The 14838-nt window shown below is 43.4% G+C and carries 29 protein-coding genes; all 29 read right to left on the bottom strand.

The window, feature by feature from the left end; translation table 11 throughout:
• Positions 1-123: 123 nt before the first annotated feature.
• On the bottom strand, positions 124-489 hold the full coding sequence (gene rplQ, locus FTU06_RS11910) for a 50S ribosomal protein L17 (RefSeq protein WP_005012953.1): 366 nt from the start codon (positions 487-489) through the stop codon (positions 124-126).
• 18 nt (positions 490-507) lie between these two features.
• Positions 508-1515: a DNA-directed RNA polymerase subunit alpha gene (locus FTU06_RS11905; protein WP_004650465.1), complete on the bottom strand. Its 1008-nt coding sequence runs from the start codon at positions 1513-1515 to the stop codon at positions 508-510.
• Between the two features lie 17 nt (positions 1516-1532).
• Positions 1533-2159 carry a 30S ribosomal protein S4 gene (rpsD, locus tag FTU06_RS11900; RefSeq protein WP_078189268.1) on the bottom strand — a complete coding sequence of 209 codons (627 nt, stop codon included), beginning with the start codon at positions 2157-2159 and terminating at the stop codon, positions 1533-1535.
• 12 nt (positions 2160-2171) lie between these two features.
• Complete coding sequence (rpsK, locus tag FTU06_RS11895) at positions 2172-2558, bottom strand: 30S ribosomal protein S11 (protein WP_001040166.1); 387 nt, start codon at positions 2556-2558, stop codon at positions 2172-2174.
• A 19-nt stretch (positions 2559-2577) separates the two neighbouring features.
• Entirely contained in the window at positions 2578-2934 is a 357-nt protein-coding gene (rpsM, locus tag FTU06_RS11890; protein WP_078189269.1) for a 30S ribosomal protein S13, read from the bottom strand.
• A 107-nt stretch (positions 2935-3041) separates the two neighbouring features.
• Positions 3042-3158: a 50S ribosomal protein L36 gene (gene rpmJ, locus FTU06_RS11885; protein WP_000867907.1), complete on the bottom strand. Its 117-nt coding sequence runs from the start codon at positions 3156-3158 to the stop codon at positions 3042-3044.
• A gap of 20 nt (positions 3159-3178) precedes the next feature.
• Positions 3179-4498: a preprotein translocase subunit SecY gene (gene secY / locus FTU06_RS11880; protein ID WP_171263746.1), complete on the bottom strand. Its 1320-nt coding sequence runs from the start codon at positions 4496-4498 to the stop codon at positions 3179-3181.
• A gap of 45 nt (positions 4499-4543) precedes the next feature.
• Positions 4544-4984 carry a 50S ribosomal protein L15 gene (rplO, locus tag FTU06_RS11875; RefSeq protein ID WP_078189271.1) on the bottom strand — a complete coding sequence of 147 codons (441 nt, stop codon included), beginning with the start codon at positions 4982-4984 and terminating at the stop codon, positions 4544-4546.
• Positions 4985-4987: 3 nt separating this feature from the next.
• Positions 4988-5164, bottom strand: coding sequence for a 50S ribosomal protein L30 (rpmD, locus tag FTU06_RS11870; RefSeq protein ID WP_005012961.1), 177 nt, complete (start codon positions 5162-5164; stop codon positions 4988-4990).
• A gap of 6 nt (positions 5165-5170) precedes the next feature.
• On the bottom strand, positions 5171-5668 hold the full coding sequence (gene rpsE / locus FTU06_RS11865; protein ID WP_067762902.1) for a 30S ribosomal protein S5: 498 nt from the start codon (positions 5666-5668) through the stop codon (positions 5171-5173).
• Positions 5669-5670: 2 nt separating this feature from the next.
• Positions 5671-6021: a 50S ribosomal protein L18 gene (rplR, locus tag FTU06_RS11860; protein ID WP_067762903.1), complete on the bottom strand. Its 351-nt coding sequence runs from the start codon at positions 6019-6021 to the stop codon at positions 5671-5673.
• Between the two features lie 14 nt (positions 6022-6035).
• A complete protein-coding gene (gene rplF, locus FTU06_RS11855; protein WP_078189272.1) occupies positions 6036-6569 on the bottom strand; it encodes a 50S ribosomal protein L6 in 534 nt (177 codons plus the stop codon).
• 13 nt (positions 6570-6582) lie between these two features.
• Positions 6583-6978 (bottom strand): 30S ribosomal protein S8, encoded by a 396-nt coding sequence (gene rpsH / locus FTU06_RS11850; RefSeq protein ID WP_078189273.1) that lies wholly within the window; start codon positions 6976-6978, stop codon positions 6583-6585.
• 12 nt (positions 6979-6990) lie between these two features.
• Positions 6991-7296, bottom strand: coding sequence for a 30S ribosomal protein S14 (gene rpsN, locus FTU06_RS11845; protein ID WP_067762906.1), 306 nt, complete (start codon positions 7294-7296; stop codon positions 6991-6993).
• A gap of 9 nt (positions 7297-7305) precedes the next feature.
• On the bottom strand, positions 7306-7842 hold the full coding sequence (rplE, locus tag FTU06_RS11840) for a 50S ribosomal protein L5 (protein ID WP_067762907.1): 537 nt from the start codon (positions 7840-7842) through the stop codon (positions 7306-7308).
• Positions 7843-7857: 15 nt separating this feature from the next.
• Positions 7858-8175, bottom strand: a complete 318-nt coding sequence (gene rplX / locus FTU06_RS11835; RefSeq protein WP_078189274.1) for a 50S ribosomal protein L24 — start codon at positions 8173-8175, stop codon at positions 7858-7860.
• Positions 8176-8184: 9 nt separating this feature from the next.
• A complete protein-coding gene (rplN, locus tag FTU06_RS11830) occupies positions 8185-8553 on the bottom strand; it encodes a 50S ribosomal protein L14 (protein ID WP_005012978.1) in 369 nt (122 codons plus the stop codon).
• A gap of 89 nt (positions 8554-8642) precedes the next feature.
• A complete protein-coding gene (gene rpsQ / locus FTU06_RS11825; protein WP_078189275.1) occupies positions 8643-8900 on the bottom strand; it encodes a 30S ribosomal protein S17 in 258 nt (85 codons plus the stop codon).
• Positions 8897-9094 carry a 50S ribosomal protein L29 gene (gene rpmC / locus FTU06_RS11820; protein WP_005012982.1) on the bottom strand — a complete coding sequence of 66 codons (198 nt, stop codon included), beginning with the start codon at positions 9092-9094 and terminating at the stop codon, positions 8897-8899. The genes rpsQ and rpmC overlap by 4 nt, the downstream gene beginning before the upstream one ends.
• Positions 9094-9507 carry a 50S ribosomal protein L16 gene (gene rplP / locus FTU06_RS11815; RefSeq protein WP_068909575.1) on the bottom strand — a complete coding sequence of 138 codons (414 nt, stop codon included), beginning with the start codon at positions 9505-9507 and terminating at the stop codon, positions 9094-9096. Before rplP ends, rpmC begins: the two co-directional genes overlap by 1 nt.
• A 3-nt stretch (positions 9508-9510) precedes the next feature.
• The gene (gene rpsC / locus FTU06_RS11810) at positions 9511-10263 is read right to left on the bottom strand and encodes a 30S ribosomal protein S3 (RefSeq protein WP_078189277.1); all 753 of its coding nucleotides are present in this window, start codon (positions 10261-10263) and stop codon (positions 9511-9513) included.
• A gap of 1 nt (position 10264) precedes the next feature.
• Complete coding sequence (rplV, locus tag FTU06_RS11805) at positions 10265-10594, bottom strand: 50S ribosomal protein L22 (RefSeq protein WP_035265103.1); 330 nt, start codon at positions 10592-10594, stop codon at positions 10265-10267.
• Positions 10595-10605: 11 nt separating this feature from the next.
• On the bottom strand, positions 10606-10881 hold the full coding sequence (rpsS, locus tag FTU06_RS11800) for a 30S ribosomal protein S19 (protein ID WP_004281508.1): 276 nt from the start codon (positions 10879-10881) through the stop codon (positions 10606-10608).
• Between the two features lie 19 nt (positions 10882-10900).
• Positions 10901-11725, bottom strand: a complete 825-nt coding sequence (gene rplB / locus FTU06_RS11795; protein WP_078189278.1) for a 50S ribosomal protein L2 — start codon at positions 11723-11725, stop codon at positions 10901-10903.
• 11 nt (positions 11726-11736) lie between these two features.
• Entirely contained in the window at positions 11737-12057 is a 321-nt protein-coding gene (gene rplW / locus FTU06_RS11790) for a 50S ribosomal protein L23 (protein WP_005012992.1), read from the bottom strand.
• On the bottom strand, positions 12054-12656 hold the full coding sequence (rplD, locus tag FTU06_RS11785; protein WP_078189279.1) for a 50S ribosomal protein L4: 603 nt from the start codon (positions 12654-12656) through the stop codon (positions 12054-12056). The genes rplW and rplD overlap by 4 nt, the downstream gene beginning before the upstream one ends.
• Before the next feature lie 11 nt (positions 12657-12667).
• Positions 12668-13306, bottom strand: a complete 639-nt coding sequence (rplC, locus tag FTU06_RS11780; protein ID WP_078189280.1) for a 50S ribosomal protein L3 — start codon at positions 13304-13306, stop codon at positions 12668-12670.
• Between the two features lie 59 nt (positions 13307-13365).
• Positions 13366-13677 carry a 30S ribosomal protein S10 gene (rpsJ, locus tag FTU06_RS11775; protein ID WP_000070912.1) on the bottom strand — a complete coding sequence of 104 codons (312 nt, stop codon included), beginning with the start codon at positions 13675-13677 and terminating at the stop codon, positions 13366-13368.
• Positions 13678-13945: 268 nt separating this feature from the next.
• Positions 13946-14683, bottom strand: a complete 738-nt coding sequence (locus tag FTU06_RS11770) for a type 1 glutamine amidotransferase (RefSeq protein WP_180089573.1) — start codon at positions 14681-14683, stop codon at positions 13946-13948.
• Positions 14684-14838 lie beyond the last annotated feature (155 nt).

Here is a 14838-nt window from a genome sequence, read left to right as displayed (position 1 = left end):
ATCTTTTAAGGACAAATTGAATTATTGTCTAACAATATACAGCCAAAACAAAACTGCAGGCATTAAAAAAGGTCGGTTAAAAACCGACCTTTTTTAGAACAACGTACGCTGCTCTTCACGAAATTAGTTAACTTCGCGATCTACTAGCTCAACGTAAGCCATCGGTGCAGCATCACCTGCACGGAAGCCCGCTTTAAGAACACGTAGATAACCGCCGTTACGTTCTTTGTAACGAGGGCCAAGAACGGTAAATAATTTACCAACAGTTGCAGCTGAACGAGTACGAGCAAACGCTAAACGACGGTTTGCTACAGAATCGACTTTAGCTAAAGTGATTAAAGGCTCAGCAACACGACGTAATTCTTTTGCTTTAGGAACAGTAGTTTTAATTAACTCGTGTTCGAACAAAGAATTAGCCATGTTTTGGAACATCGCTTTACGATGACTGCTTGTACGGCCTAATTTCACACCACTATTACGATGACGCATGGTGATAGTCCTACTTAATTAACGGCTACGATAAGCAAAGCGATCGTCCATGCGGAGGCTAGCCGGTGGCCAGTTCTCTAAACGCATGCCCAATTGCAAGCCTTTCGATGCCAGAACATCTTTAATCTCAGTCAACGATTTTTTACCTAAGTTAGGAGTTTTAAGCAACTCAACTTCAGTACGTTGAACAAGATCGCCAATGTAGTAAATATTTTCTGCTTTCAAACAGTTAGCAGAACGAACAGTAAGCTCTAGATCATCTACTGGACGAAGCAAAATCGGATCAACTTCTTCACGAGGTTCTTGAGCAACTGGTGCTTGATCTTTCTGAAGATCAACAAAAATTGCAATTTGTTGTTGCAAGATTGTTGCCGCTTTGCGGATTGCTTCTTCAGGATCAACAGTACCGTTGGTTTCAAGATCAATGATCAATTTATCAAGGTCAGTACGTTGTTCTACACGAGCGTTTTCCACTGTGTAAGACACACGTTTGATTGGGCTGTAAGAAGCATCTAATTGTAAACGACCCACTGGGCGAGTTTCGCCTTCAGGGAAGCGTGAATCAGAAGTCTCATAACCACGACCTTGAGAAACTTTCAGGCGCATTTTTAATGAGCCAGAAGCACTTAAAGTACCGATCAAGTGTTCAGGGTTAACCACTTCAACATTGTGTGGTAAACGAAGGTCAGCGGCTGTAACGTCGCCAGGACCTTGTTTTTCCAATGTCAGATAAGCTTCATTTTGATCGAACAGCTTAATAGACAATCCTTTTAGGTTCAGCAAGAGCTCGACGATGTCCTGCTGCAAGCCTTCCAAAGTACTGTACTCGTGCTCGACACCTTCAATCTCTACTTCAACCACGGCTGCGCCAGGTAAAGAAGACAAAAGGATACGACGTAAAGCATTACCAAGAGTATGACCAAAGCCACGCTCTAATGGTTCTAGAATAACTTTTGCCGAGGTCCCGCTTGCCGCTTCGACCTTGATCGCTTGCGGAGTTAGAAACTCATTTGCAGTACGCGTCATTATTGCTACCTCAAGGATTATTTAGAATACAATTCTACAATCAAGCTTTCGTTGATTTCAGCAGGTAAATCAGAACGATCTGGTGCAGCTTTGAACGTACCTTCCAATTTAGAATGATCAATTTCAATCCAAGCTGGAATGCCACGTTGAGTCGCTAACTCAACTGCGTTTTTGATACGCAATTGTTGTTTAGCACCTTCGTGAACTGCAACAACGTCACCAGCTTTAACTTGGATAGACGCGATGTTAACACGACGACCATTTAAAGTGATTGAACGGTGAGATACAAGCTGACGAGCTTCTGCACGTGTAGAACCAAAACCCATGCGATAAACAACGTTATCTAGACGGCTTTCAAGAAGTTTCAACAAGTTTTCACCTGTTGCGCCTTTAACACGAGCAGCTTCTTTGTAGTAGTTACTAAATTGACGCTCTAAAACACCGTACATACGACGTACTTTTTGTTTTTCACGTAATTGTAGTGAGTACTCAGATTGTTTGCCGCCACGAGCGCCACCATGTTGGCCAGGTGCTTTAGCAGCTTTTTTTGTTTTGACGTCAAATGGTTTAACGCCAGATTTTAATTGCAGGTCTGTCCCTTCGCGGCGAGAGAGTTTGCATTTTGGACCAATATAACGAGCCATGAATGTTTCTCCTTACACGCGACGTTTTTTAGGTGGACGGCAACCGTTGTGCGGGATTGGCGTCACATCGGTAATGCTGTTAATTTTATAACCCACTGCACCTAAAGCACGAACCGCAGATTCACGACCTGGACCAGGACCTTTTACAAGGACGTCCAAGTTTTTCAAACCGTAATCTAAAGCAGCTTTACCAGCAACTTCAGCAGCTACCTGAGCAGCAAACGGAGTTGATTTACGTGATCCACGGAAGCCTTGTCCACCAGAGGTAGCCCAAGCCAGTGCATTACCTTGACGATCGGTAATAGTCACAATGGTGTTATTAAAAGAAGCGTGAATGTGTGCAACACCTTCAGAGACGGTACGAGTGACCTTCTTGCGTGTGCGAGTATCTTTAGCCATCTTTTAGCTTCCAGAAATCTTATTTCTTAATAGGTTTGCGCGGACCTTTACGGGTACGTGCGTTAGTTTTGGTGCGTTGACCACGGACAGGCAAGCTGCGACGATGACGAAGACCGCGGTAGCAGCCTAAATCCATTAAACGTTTAATGTTCATGGAAATTTCGCGACGTAAATCACCTTCGGTAGGAACCTTAGTAACTTCTGCACGAATCGCATCAAGCTGAGCGTCATCTAATTCACGAATTTTAGTTGTTGGTGCAATACCAGCAGCAGCTAAGATAGCTTTTGCAGTGTGGCGACCAATACCAAAAATGTACGTTAGAGAGATAACAGCATGCTTGTTATCCGGAATGTTTACACCGGCAATACGAGCCATTCAATTTTCTCCAAAAAGGCAGTTAAGATAATCAACCGCCCGACAAAATCTTTGAGGGGCGGATAATAACCTAATTAGCCTACTGAAATCAACAGGTCTTGATCAGATTAACCTTGACGCTGCTTATGACGAGGTTCTGCGCTGCAAATTACGCGAATAACCCCATTACGACGGATAACTTTACAGCTACCACAAATTTTCTTTACAGAAGCTTGAACTTTCATAATGAAACCTCTAAGTGCGCTTATCCTTTCGGATGAGCAGTCGTTTTACGCATTAACGATTGATTGTCATATTGATGCGATGTGAGATGAGCTTGGAGCTGAGCCATAAAGTCCATCACCACCACCACTACGATCAGTAAAGACGTACCACCTAAGCTAAATGGAATACCAAATGAGCTTTGTAGAATCATCGGCATTAAACAGATGATTGTGATATAAACCGCGCCAATAAAAGTCAAACGATTCAAAATATGATCTAAATAGCGTGCAGTTTGCTCACCAGGACGAATACCCGGTACATAAGCACCACTACGTTTTAAATTCTCTGACACTTCTTTCGGACTAAATACTAGCGCAGTATAGAAGTAACAGAAGAAGATAATTAATGCACCAAATAGCACCAAATACATCGGTTGACCCGGCGACAATACGAGTGCCAAATCTTGTAGGCCACGTTTAATCACGCCAGCATTTGGGTCTGCACTGCCAACCCATTGCCCTAAGCTCGCTGGGAACAATAGCAATGAACTCGCAAAAATTGCAGGAATCACACCCGCCATATTAATTTTTAATGGCAAATGTGTTTGCTGAGCAGTAAATACACGACGACCTTGCTGTTTTTGAGCATAGTTTACTGGAATGCGACGCTGCGCCTTCTCAATAAACACAATTGCTGCTAACACTGCAACAGATAGCAATGCAAAGATTGCAAGACCAATTAAACTTGATTGGCCATTATCTACTGAGGTTAAAGATTGCAGAACCAAGTTCGGCAAACCAGCAACGATACCAGCGAAGATGATCATGGAAATACCATTCCCTACTCCACGCTCAGTAATTTGCTCACCTAACCACATCAGGAACATTGTACCTGCAACCAAAGAAGTTACAGCAGGAACGTAAAAAGCAAGTCCACTAGTCAAAGTAATATTTTGACTAATCAGACCTGCACACATCCCAACGGCTTGCACAAGTGCAAGAAACAATGTGCCTTGTCGCGTATATTGATTGATCTTACGCTTACCTTGTTCGCCTTCTTTCTTTAAAGCTTCCAGCGAAGGAACAACCGTAGACATTAACTGCACGATAATCGATGCAGAGATATACGGCATAATCCCAAGAGCAAGAATTGACATACGCTCTAATGCACCACCTGAGAACATGTTAAACAAACCAAGGATCGTACCTTGGTTTGCATTAAACAGATTCTCTAGTGCGGCATTGTTAATGCCCGGTACTGGAATATGTGCTCCCAGTCGAAAAACCAACAACGCCCCGATGAGGAACATCATACGGCGAATAATTTCACGATATTTCACATGAAAAGGTTGGCCTTTCATCATGTTAACATGACCTGTCGAACTAGGAGTCATAGACACTGGGGATTACTCCTCGACTTTACCGCCAGCAGCTTCAACAGCAGCTTTAGCGCCTTTAGTCAATGCAACACCTTGAACAGTGAATGCACGAGTAATTTCACCAGAAAGTACGATGCGTGCACGCAACATATCTTTACGTACAACGTTAGCAGCTTTTAAAGTTTCAAGAGACACGATGTCGCCTTCAACTTTAGCAAGTTCTGATAAACGTACTTCAGCAGTTTTCAAAGCCATTTGGCTAGTGAAACCGAATTTAGGTAAACGACGGTATAACGCAGTTTGACCACCTTCGAAACCAGGACGTGTACCACCGCTCTTACGTGAGTTTTGACCTTTGACACCACGGCCACCAGTCTTACCAACGCCAGAACCGATACCACGGCCTAAACGAAGGTTGTCACGCTTAGCACCTTCTGCAGGTGCAATTGTATTTAAACGCAGAGTCATGGCTTATTCCTCTACACTAACCATATAGTAAACTTGGTTGATCATACCACGGTTAGAAGGCGTATCTTGCACTTCAACTGTATGACCAATACGACGCAGACCTAAACCTTTAAGGCTAAGCTTGTGATTTTTCAAGCGGTGCGATGAAGATTTAGTCTGGGTAACTTTAATCGTTTTCATGATTGATTACCCTTGAATTTGTGCTACTGATAAACCACGTTTCGCAGCAACTTTCTCAGGAGAAGTCATATCACGCAAACCGTTAAAAGTTGCGTTTACTACGTTAGCAGCGTTAGTAGAACCATAACACTTAGTTAATACGTTACGTACACCTACAGCTTCTAAAACTGCACGCATAGCGCCACCAGCAATTACACCAGTACCTTCAGAAGCAGGTTGCATGTAAACGCGGCTTGCACCGTGACGAGCATTGATAGGGTGCTGAACAGTACCGTCAACAAGGTCAACAGTAATCATGTTGCGACGAGCAGCTTCAAGTGCTTTAGAAATAGCAGCTGGAACTTCACGTGCTTTACCACGACCAAAACCTACGCGACCATTACCATCACCCACAACAGTTAATGCTGTGAAAGAGAAGATACGACCACCCTTAACAACTTTGGCTACACGATCAACGGCAACCAGCTTTTCAACAAGACCTTCGTTTTGTTCAACTTTAGCCATGATTAGAACTCCAAGCCGTTTTCACGAGCAGCATCAGCCAAGGCTTTGATACGACCATGATATTTGAAACCAGAACGGTCAAATGCAACTTTAGTTACACCAGCCGCTTTAGCACGTTCTGCAATTAAAGCACCAACTTTCTGAGCCGATTCAACGTTACCAGTAGTACCAGCACGTAGAGTAGCGTCTAAAGTAGAAGCTTGCGCTAATACTTTGCCACCATCTGCAGAGATAACTTGAGCATAGATGTGACGCGGAGTGCGGTTTACACACAAACGAGTCGCACCCAATGCACGGATGTGCAAGCGTGTGCTTTTCGCACGACGCAAACGGGATTGTTTCTTTTCGTTCATAAGAACCTCGCGCCTTATTTCTTCTTAGCTTCTTTACGAAGTACAACTTCGTCAGAATAACGAACACCTTTACCTTTATAAGGCTCTGGCGGACGGTAACCACGGATTTCTGCAGCAACTTGACCTAATTTAGCTTTATCAGCAGATTTAAGTACAATTTCAGTTGCAGTAGGAGTTTCTGCAGTTACACCTTCAGGAAGGTTGTAGTCGATCGGGTGAGAGAAACCAAGGTTAAGGTTAACAATGTTACCTTTAACCGCAGCTTTATAACCAACACCGATAAGCTGTAACTTACGTTCGAAACCTTCGTTAACACCTTTTACAAGGTTGTTAAGCACAGCGCGAGCAGTACCAGCTTGCATCCAAGCATCTTTAGATTCAGCTTTAGGAGCAATAACTAGAGTACCGTCTTCCTGTTTTAGCTCGACCAGCGCATGCAGGTTGAAAGACAATGTACCTTTGCTGCCTTTCACTTCGACCTGCCGGCCGTTCTGAGTAACTGTAACACCGTTAGGTACAGTTACTGGGGCTTTAGCCACACGAGACATGAGGAATCACCTATTAAGAAACAAAAGCAATAACTTCACCACCGATACCTGCAGCACGTGCAGCGCGATCAGTCATGATGCCTTTGCTTGTAGAAACAATTGCAATACCTAAACCTTGCTTAACGCTAGGAAGTGCATCTTTACCGCGATATTGACGTAGACCAGGACGGCTTACGCGTTTCACAGTATCGATAACTGGTTTGCCTTCGAAATATTTTAAAGTAATCGTTAAAGTCGCTTTGCCTTCATTGTCAGCAACAGCTACATCAGCGATATAACCTTCTTGTTGAAGTACGTTAGCAATCGCAACTTTCAACTTTGAGTTTGGCATAGAAACAGTTTGTTTCTTTGCCATTTGTGCGTTACGAACACGTGTTAGCATGTCGGCAACGGTATCTTGCATACTCATTTATAGTGCTCCTTACCAGCTTGCCTTAACAACGCCCGGTACATCACCTTGCATTACTGTTTCACGTAATTTGTTACGGCTTAAGCCGAACTTACGGAAGTAACCATGAGGACGACCAGTTAAACCACAACGGTTACGTAGACGTACTGGAGACGCATTACGTGGTAATGCTTGAAATTTCATCATCGCTTCGAAACGTTCTTCGTCTGATGCATTAACGTTTGCGATAATTGCTTTTAATTCAGCACGTTTCGCAGCGTATTTAGCAACAGTAGCTTCGCGTTTCAATTCGCGATTAATCATACCTTTCTTAGCCATATCGACCTCTTATTTGAACGGGAAGCCGAATGCACGCATAAGCGCACGGCCTTCGTCATCGGTGCGAGCAGTCGTAGTGATGGTAATGTCCATACCACGAATACGATCAATCTTATCAAAATCGATTTCAGGGAACATGATTTGTTCCTTAAGACCCATTGAGTAGTTACCACGACCATCGAATGATTTCGCAGAGAAACCACGGAAGTCACGGATACGAGGGATCGCGATAGAGATCAAACGGTCTAAGAATTCGTACATACGTTCGCCGCGTAAAGTAACTTTACAGCCGATCGGCCAACCATCACGGATTTTGAAACCAGCGATAGATTTACGAGCTAAAGTAAGTACTGGTTTTTGACCAGCAATTGCTTGCATATCAGAAAGAGCGCCATCTAACAATTTCTTGTCAGCTGATGCAGCACCAACACCCATGTTGATGGTGATTTTTGTAATGCGAGGAATATCCATCACATTCTTAACGCCCAATGTTTCTTTTAATTGAGCCTTAAGTTCGTCGTTGTAACGCGTTTTAAGTCTGGCCATTGCCTAGTCAACCTATTACTTCGCTACCGCCACTGATTCACCATTAGATTTGAATACGCGAGTTTTCACGCCTTCAATCACTTGGTAACCAACACGGTCAGCCTTTTGGGTTGTAGCATTAAAAATTGCCACGTTAGAGATATGAAGCTCAGCTTCTTGAGTTACGATGCCGCCTTCAGCGCCAGTAGCTCGGTTAGGCTTTTGATGCTTCGTTACCAAGTTAAGGCCTTCAACCTTAACACGGTCATTTGAAACAGACAAAACAGTACCTTGTTTGCCTTTTTCTTTACCTGCGATCACAATTACTTGATCGCCCTTTTTAATCTTAGCCATGAGTGCCTCTTATAGAACTTCAGGAGCCAATGAAATAATTTTCATGAACTGTTCAGTACGAAGTTCACGAGTCACTGGTCCGAAAATACGAGTTGCAATCGGCGCTTTGTTGTTGTTCAAAATAACAGCTGCGTTATCGTCGAAACGAATAACTGAACCATCTGCACGACGGATGCCGAATTTTGTACGTACAACTACAGCATTCATCACGTCACCTTTTTTAACACGTGCACGTGGAATAGCTTCTTTTACAGTAACTTTAATAATGTCGCCAACAGAAGCATAACGACGATGTGAACCACCAAGTACTTTAATACATTGTACGCGGCGAGCACCACTGTTGTCTGCTACGTCGAGCATACTTTCGGTTTGAATCATTGCCCTACTCCAAAACCGAGCATCACCGGTCGCAATTTCGAAAGGCTCAAAGAGTACTCGAAATTGACCGATGATGCAAGAACGTTTAATTACTCAGCAGCAGCTTCAACAACTTCAACTAAAGTCCAAGACTTAGTTTTAGAAATTGGGCGGCTTTCTTTGATGCTTACTACGTCGCCAACTTTAGCAACATTATTTTCATCATGAGCGTGTAATTTAGTTGAACGGCGGATTGATTTGCCATACAACGGGTGTTGAACGCGGCGTTCGATAAGAACAACGATAGACTTGTCCATCTTGTCGCTAACTACTTTACCGGTTAACGTGCGAACTGTTTGTTCACTCATTGTCCGTTCCCCTGTTTTTCGGTAAGGAGGGTCTTAATACGAGCAATTGTCTTACGAGTAAGCGCAACTTCGTGCGATTTACCCAATTGACCAGTTGCTTTCGCCATACGAAGACGGAATTGGTTAAGCTGTTGCTCATCAAGCAAAGCTGTCAACTCTTCTACCGACTTTTCACGTAGATCATTAGTTTTCATTACATTACCGTCCGAGTCACGATAGTGGTTTTAAACGGAAGTTTTGCAGCAGCAAGCGTAAACGCTTCGCGAGCAAGTTCTTCGTTAACACCATCAATTTCGTATAAGACTTTACCTGGTTTGATTTGGCAAACCCAGTATTCCACAGAACCTTTACCTTTACCCATACGAACTTCTAATGGTTTTTCAGTAATTGGTTTGTCTGGGAAAACACGGATAAAGATCTTACCACCACGTTTAATACGACGGCTGATTGTACGACGCGCTGCTTCAATTTGACGTGCGGTCATTTGACCACGTTCAACTGATTTAAGTGCAATAGTACCAAAAGATACTGAGCTACCGCGATGTGCTAGACCAGTGTTACGGCCTTTTTGCACTTTACGGAATTTAGTACGTTTAGGTTGTAACATGGATTATTCTCCTTTTTCAGCAGAACGATCATTGCGACGACCACGACGCTCTTGACCTTCACCACGACCACGGCCACGTTTAGCTGGACGTTCTTCAGCTGGAGCTGGGTTCATGACTTGTTTCATGCCGCCCAAGATCTCACCACGGAAGATCCATACTTTAACGCCGATCGTACCGTAAGTAGTCTCAGCACGCATAGTAGCATAGTCGATGTCAGCACGAAGAGTATGAAGAGGTACACGACCTTCACGATACCATTCAGTACGAGCAATCTCAGCACCACCTAGACGGCCTGAAACTTCTACTTTGATACCTTTAGCACCAGCACGCATAGAGTTTTGAACCGCACGCTTCATAGCACGACGGAACATTACACGTTTTTCTAATTGAGAAGCGATTGCTTCAGCAACTAAACGAGCGTCTAAATCTGGGCGATCGATTTCGTTGATACTTACTTGCGCAGGAACACCCATAATGGCTGTTAATTCGCGTTGTAATTTCTCAATGTCTTCGCCTTTTTTACCGATCACGATACCAGGACGTGCAGTGCTAATAGTTACTTTAGCTGCGCCTGTAGGGCGTTCGATAAGAATATTGCTTACCATCGCATTCTTAAGTTTTTTAGTTAAAAACTCACGAACTTGAAGATCTTTTAGCAAATATTCAGCATATTGTTTCGGATTCGCATACCAGTTAGCGTTATGACGTTTCACAACACCTAGGCGGATACCGATTGGATGAACCTTCTGACCCATATCAAACCCCTACCTTAACGGTAATGTGACAAGTACGCTTAGTAATACGATCTGCACGGCCTTTAGCACGTGGCAAAATACGTTTCAGGCTCATGCCTTCATCAACGTAGATCGTAGAAACTTTAAGGTCGTCTACATCTAAACTGTTATTGTGTTCAGCGTTTGCAATCGCAGATTCCAATGCTTTTTTAACTAAAACTGCAGCTTTTTTGTTGCTGAAGTTTAAGATATTTAAAGCATGCGCAACAGATTTGCCGCGAATTAGGTCTGCAACCAAACGTGCTTTTTGTGCCGAGATAGCGGCACCGCGTAATTTAGCAGTTACTTCCATCATAGCACCTATTAACGTTTAGACTTCTTGTCAACACCGTGACCACGATAGGTACGAGTTGGCGCGAATTCACCTAATTTATGACCAACCATATGCTCAGATACGATCACTGGAACATGGTTACGGCCATTGTGTACAGAAATTGTTAGACCAACAAAATCCGGTAAGATCATCGAACGACGCGACCAAGTTTTGATCGGCTTACGGTTATTAGCCGCGATAGCCGCTTCAACCTTAGCGAACAAGTGCGCATCGACGAATGGGCCTTTTTTCAGAGAACGAGGCATTGTCAGATTCCTTTACTTGTTACTTAACGCGACGGTCGCGAATGATCATCTTAGTCGTACGCTTGTTGGTACGTGTTTTGTACCCTTTAGCTTTTTGACCCCATGGACTTACAGGTTGAATACCTTTATTACGTCCTTCACCACCACCATGTGGATGGTCTACTGGGTTCATCGCCATACCACGTACGGTAGGACGAACGCCACGCCAGCGTGATGCACCTGCTTTACCAAGTGAACGAAGGTTGCTTTCTGAGTTAGAAACTTCACCTAACACAGCACGGCATTCAACGTGTACTTTACGCATTTCGCCTGAACGAAGACGAATGATAGCGTAAGAACCGTCACGACCCAACAATTGAGCAGATGTACCAGCAGAACGTACTAATTGTGCGCCTTTACCGATTTTAAGCTCGATGTTGTGAAGAGTAGAACCGATAGGCATATTGCGAAGTGGTAAGCAGTTACCTGGACGGATTGGAGCATCGTTACCAGATTGAACTTGATCACCAGCGCGAAGGCCTTTAGGTGCAATAATATAGCGACGTTCACCGTCAGCATATTTCAATAAAGCAATATGAGCTGTACGGTTTGGATCGTATTCAATACGCTCAACTACAGCAGGGATGCTGTCTTTGTTACGTTTGAAGTCTACGATACGGTAGTGCTGTTTATGACCACCACCAACGTGACGAGTTGTAATGTGACCGTTGTTATTACGACCGCCAGTACGTTTTTTAGCTTCAACCAACGGAGCATATGGCGCGCCTTTGTGAAGGTGGTTATGAACCACTTTCTCTACAAAGCGACGTCCTGGAGACGTTGGCTTACATTTTTGAATCGGCATAATTTTCGTCCTTATTCCGCTGCGTTTTCAGCGGTATCGCCCAAGTCAGCCATTTCAACATCTTGGCCAGCTTTCAGGGTGACGTATGCTTTTTTAACATCAGAACGACGTCCTAATGTTTTACCAAAGCGTTTAGTCTTACCTTTAGTGATCGTTGTGTTAACTTTAACAACTTGAACACCAAATAGTTGCTCAACAGCTTTTTTGATTTCAAGTTTGTTTGCATCTAGTGCAACTTTGAACACTTGAACACCAGCAGTTTCGCCTAAAACTTGTGCTTTTTCTGAGAATACAGGTCCTTGTAGGACTTGATAGATACGTTCGTTGTTCATCCGAGTTCTACCTCAATTTTCTTAGCAGCAGCAACAGACATAACAACTTTATCGAACGCGATCAAGCTAACAGGATCGATTGCAGCAGCATCAACCACATCAACGTGTGGAATGTTGCGAGCAGCAAGATACAAGTTCTCATCAACAGCATCTGTAACGATTAATGCACGAGGTGCATTCAAGTCGTTAAGTTTTGCAAGCAATTCTTTAGTTTTTGGAGCTGCAACAGCAATCTCTTCAACTAAAACAAGGCGATCTTGACGAACAAGCTCAGCCAGGATGCATTGCATAGCACCGCGATACATTTTACGGTTTACTTTTTGAGACCAGTCTTGTGGACGAGCAGCAAAAGTTTTACCACCGCCAACCCAGATTGGGCTACGAATAGAACCAGCACGAGCGCGGCCAGTACCTTTTTGACGGAAAGGTTTTTTACCACCGCCAGAAACGTCAGCACGTGATTTTTGCGCTTTAGAACCTTGACGACCACCAGCTAAGTAAGCTGTAACAACTTGGTGTACAAGAGCTTCGTTAAAATCACGACCAAACGCAACTTCAGATAACTCAACAGCAGAGCCGGAAACAGTATTTAAATTCACGTTATTTCCCCTCAGGCCTTGATAGTAGGACGAACAGTAACGTCGCCACCAGTAGCACCAGGAACCGCGCCTTTAACAACTAGAACTGAACGTTCTGCGTCGATAGCAACGATTTCAAGACCCTGTGTAGTTACACGTTCAGCACCTAAGTGACCAGGCATTTTTTTGCCTTTGAACACGCGACCAGGAGTCTGGTTTTGACCTGTAGAACCGATAACACGGTGAGATACAGAGTTACCATGTGTAGCGTCTTGAGTACGGAAGTTCCAACGTTTAACACCACCTTGGAAACCTTTACCTTTAGATGTACCAGTAACGTCAACAATTTGACCCACTGTGAACACATCCACACCGATAGTTCCGCCAACTTCACGACCTTCAAGATCAGCTTCTGTAGCGCGGAATTCTTGAACTAGACGACCAGCAGCTACACCAGCTTTCGCAAAGTGACCTTTCTGAGCGTTAGTTACGCGAGATTCGCGACGTTCACCAGTAGTGATTTGAATCGCTTGATAACCATCAGTTTCAAGCGTTTTGATTTGTGTGATGCGGTTAGGATCAACCTCAATCACTGTTACAGGTACAGAAACACCAGCATCTGTAAAGATACGTGTCATACCGCACTTGCGACCGACTAAACCAATAGCCATGTGCATAAACCTCTAAAAAAGCGGCCTAATTAACTTAGAGCGTTAATTAACCGAAAGCCTTAACCCAAAGCGATCTGAACATCAACACCAGCTGCAAGATCTAACTTCATCAATGCATCAACAGTTTTATCTGTAGGTTGAACGATGTCGATCAAACGTTTGTAAGTGCGGATCTCGTATTGGTCACGCGCATCTTTGTTAACGTGTGGTGATGTTAAAACGTTAAAACGTTCGATACGTGTAGGCATCGGGATTGGACCACAAACTTGTGCACCAGTACGTTTTGCTGTTTCTACGATTTCTTGAGCTGATTGATCAATTAGACGGTGATCAAAAGACTTAAGACGGATACGAATTCTCTGGTTAGACATACCAGTTAACTCCAAGCCAAATATATAAAGAATCACCCTTGACGCATCTCACCCCACTTTAAAAGAGGCAAGTGTCAAGAGCAGTGAAATATCACTAAGGTCACGATCGATGCCGTGACTGTCACGATGTTAACTACTTTATTCGTAGCTAACCCCCTTCATCAAAGGGTCGCCCATTATAGCTATTGTTTAATGCATAAGCAAATCCCTTTTGCTGTTTTTCTTATATTTTTCATTTTTTATGCAAGATCAATTGCTTAACTTTTAATCAATAGGCATTTTTTCTTAATACATACTCTATTGCTTGGTTTAGTATTTGATTTCCCTCAATAAATTTGTTTTTTGCGCTTTTCCGCAGATCATGTACTGGCTGTACATGTGTTCCTGAAAAAAATGCCACCTCTTCATCATTTTCCAAAAATAAATCGAGTACTTCAGGGGTAATTTCAGGATGAAATTGAAAGCCCAAAATATTTTGTCCAATTTGATACATTTGATTACGACATGCATCATTTTCCGCCAGTAATACCGCTCCTTTGGGAATTTCAAATGTTTCACTGTGCCACTGCATGACTTTAAACTCTTCAGGTAGTTTGAAACAGTCATGCGGTACGTTTGCGACCTTACGGATGGTCGTCCAACCCAATTCTTGTTGTGCATTTCGACTCACCGCCCCACCCAAGGCATTGGCAATCAATTGCCCACCTAAACAAAGCCCGATTGCGGGTTTACCGAGGGCTAAATAGCGTCGCAGCCAACGCTTTTCTATTTTTAACCATGGGAAATTTGCCTCATCATTTACGCTCATGGTTCCACCCATAATGATAAGTAAATCGACATCTTCAACATGCGGCAAAGCCTCGAGATCTAAGGCTTGATCGACAGGTAATGCAAAGAATTCTGTGGCCGTAATTTTGGCCTGATGCTGTTTTAAAAATTCATAACAACTGCCGAACCCTTCACCAGCAATATGCTGAAAATAATGTACTTTTAAATGCGACTTCATGCGCTAAACCTATTGTTGTTGCTCTGTTATCGGTTTTGCAAGAATGAAGCCAACTTTGCTTTTCACTTAATTTTCTATACAAAAGCATCGTAAATCCATGCGTTTTAGTCGTATTCTTTTGAACATTCATTATTATTTTGATCATTTCAGAGCGC

It is taken from the genome of Acinetobacter sp. YH12052, from assembly GCF_013419835.1.
Lineage (GTDB): Bacteria > Pseudomonadota > Gammaproteobacteria > Pseudomonadales > Moraxellaceae > Acinetobacter > Acinetobacter amyesii.
Note: the sequence above shows the minus strand (reverse complement) of the source record. Positions and strands in the feature narration are given on the sequence as shown.

What these genes read in the sequence shown, in the direction of transcription:
- rplE (WP_067762907.1), bottom strand. Translation starts at nt 7,842, where the DNA reads ATGGCCAGACTTAAAACGCGTTACAACGACGAACTTAAGGCTCAATTA.
- FTU06_RS11770 (WP_180089573.1), bottom strand. Translation starts at nt 14,683, where the DNA reads ATGAAGTCGCATTTAAAAGTACATTATTTTCAGCATATTGCTGGTGAA.
- rplF (WP_078189272.1), bottom strand. Translation starts at nt 6,569, where the DNA reads ATGTCTCGTGTGGCTAAAGCCCCAGTAACTGTACCTAACGGTGTTACA.
- rplN (WP_005012978.1), bottom strand. Translation starts at nt 8,553, where the DNA reads ATGATTCAAACCGAAAGTATGCTCGACGTAGCAGACAACAGTGGTGCT.
- rpsH (WP_078189273.1), bottom strand. Translation starts at nt 6,978, where the DNA reads ATGAGTATGCAAGATACCGTTGCCGACATGCTAACACGTGTTCGTAAC.
- rplX (WP_078189274.1), bottom strand. Translation starts at nt 8,175, where the DNA reads ATGGCTAAGATTAAAAAGGGCGATCAAGTAATTGTGATCGCAGGTAAA.
- rpmJ (WP_000867907.1), bottom strand. Translation starts at nt 3,158, where the DNA reads ATGAAAGTTCAAGCTTCTGTAAAGAAAATTTGTGGTAGCTGTAAAGTT.
- rpsS (WP_004281508.1), bottom strand. Translation starts at nt 10,881, where the DNA reads ATGCCTCGTTCTCTGAAAAAAGGCCCATTCGTCGATGCGCACTTGTTC.
- rpsN (WP_067762906.1), bottom strand. Translation starts at nt 7,296, where the DNA reads ATGGCTAAGAAAGGTATGATTAATCGCGAATTGAAACGCGAAGCTACT.
- rpsJ (WP_000070912.1), bottom strand. Translation starts at nt 13,677, where the DNA reads ATGTCTAACCAGAGAATTCGTATCCGTCTTAAGTCTTTTGATCACCGT.
- rplR (WP_067762903.1), bottom strand. Translation starts at nt 6,021, where the DNA reads ATGAACGAAAAGAAACAATCCCGTTTGCGTCGTGCGAAAAGCACACGC.
- rpmC (WP_005012982.1), bottom strand. Translation starts at nt 9,094, where the DNA reads ATGAAAACTAATGATCTACGTGAAAAGTCGGTAGAAGAGTTGACAGCT.
- rpsC (WP_078189277.1), bottom strand. Translation starts at nt 10,263, where the DNA reads ATGGGTCAGAAGGTTCATCCAATCGGTATCCGCCTAGGTGTTGTGAAA.
- rplQ (WP_005012953.1), bottom strand. Translation starts at nt 489, where the DNA reads ATGCGTCATCGTAATAGTGGTGTGAAATTAGGCCGTACAAGCAGTCAT.
- rplP (WP_068909575.1), bottom strand. Translation starts at nt 9,507, where the DNA reads ATGTTACAACCTAAACGTACTAAATTCCGTAAAGTGCAAAAAGGCCGT.
- rpsD (WP_078189268.1), bottom strand. Translation starts at nt 2,159, where the DNA reads ATGGCTCGTTATATTGGTCCAAAATGCAAACTCTCTCGCCGCGAAGGG.
- rplC (WP_078189280.1), bottom strand. Translation starts at nt 13,306, where the DNA reads ATGGCTATTGGTTTAGTCGGTCGCAAGTGCGGTATGACACGTATCTTT.
- rpsM (WP_078189269.1), bottom strand. Translation starts at nt 2,934, where the DNA reads ATGGCTCGTATTGCCGGTGTAAACATTCCGGATAACAAGCATGCTGTT.
- rpmD (WP_005012961.1), bottom strand. Translation starts at nt 5,164, where the DNA reads ATGAAAACGATTAAAGTTACCCAGACTAAATCTTCATCGCACCGCTTG.
- rplV (WP_035265103.1), bottom strand. Translation starts at nt 10,594, where the DNA reads ATGGAAGTAACTGCTAAATTACGCGGTGCCGCTATCTCGGCACAAAAA.
- FTU06_RS11905 (WP_004650465.1), bottom strand. Translation starts at nt 1,515, where the DNA reads ATGACGCGTACTGCAAATGAGTTTCTAACTCCGCAAGCGATCAAGGTC.
- rpsQ (WP_078189275.1), bottom strand. Translation starts at nt 8,900, where the DNA reads ATGAGTGAACAAACAGTTCGCACGTTAACCGGTAAAGTAGTTAGCGAC.
- rplB (WP_078189278.1), bottom strand. Translation starts at nt 11,725, where the DNA reads ATGCCGATTCAAAAATGTAAGCCAACGTCTCCAGGACGTCGCTTTGTA.
- secY (WP_171263746.1), bottom strand. Translation starts at nt 4,498, where the DNA reads ATGAAAGGCCAACCTTTTCATGTGAAATATCGTGAAATTATTCGCCGT.
- rpsK (WP_001040166.1), bottom strand. Translation starts at nt 2,558, where the DNA reads ATGGCTAAAGATACTCGCACACGCAAGAAGGTCACTCGTACCGTCTCT.
- rplW (WP_005012992.1), bottom strand. Translation starts at nt 12,057, where the DNA reads ATGAACAACGAACGTATCTATCAAGTCCTACAAGGACCTGTATTCTCA.
- rplO (WP_078189271.1), bottom strand. Translation starts at nt 4,984, where the DNA reads ATGACTCTGCGTTTAAATACAATTGCACCTGCAGAAGGTGCTAAGCGT.
- rpsE (WP_067762902.1), bottom strand. Translation starts at nt 5,668, where the DNA reads ATGGCTAAAGTTGAACAAAACGAAGGTCTTGTTGAAAAGCTGGTTGCC.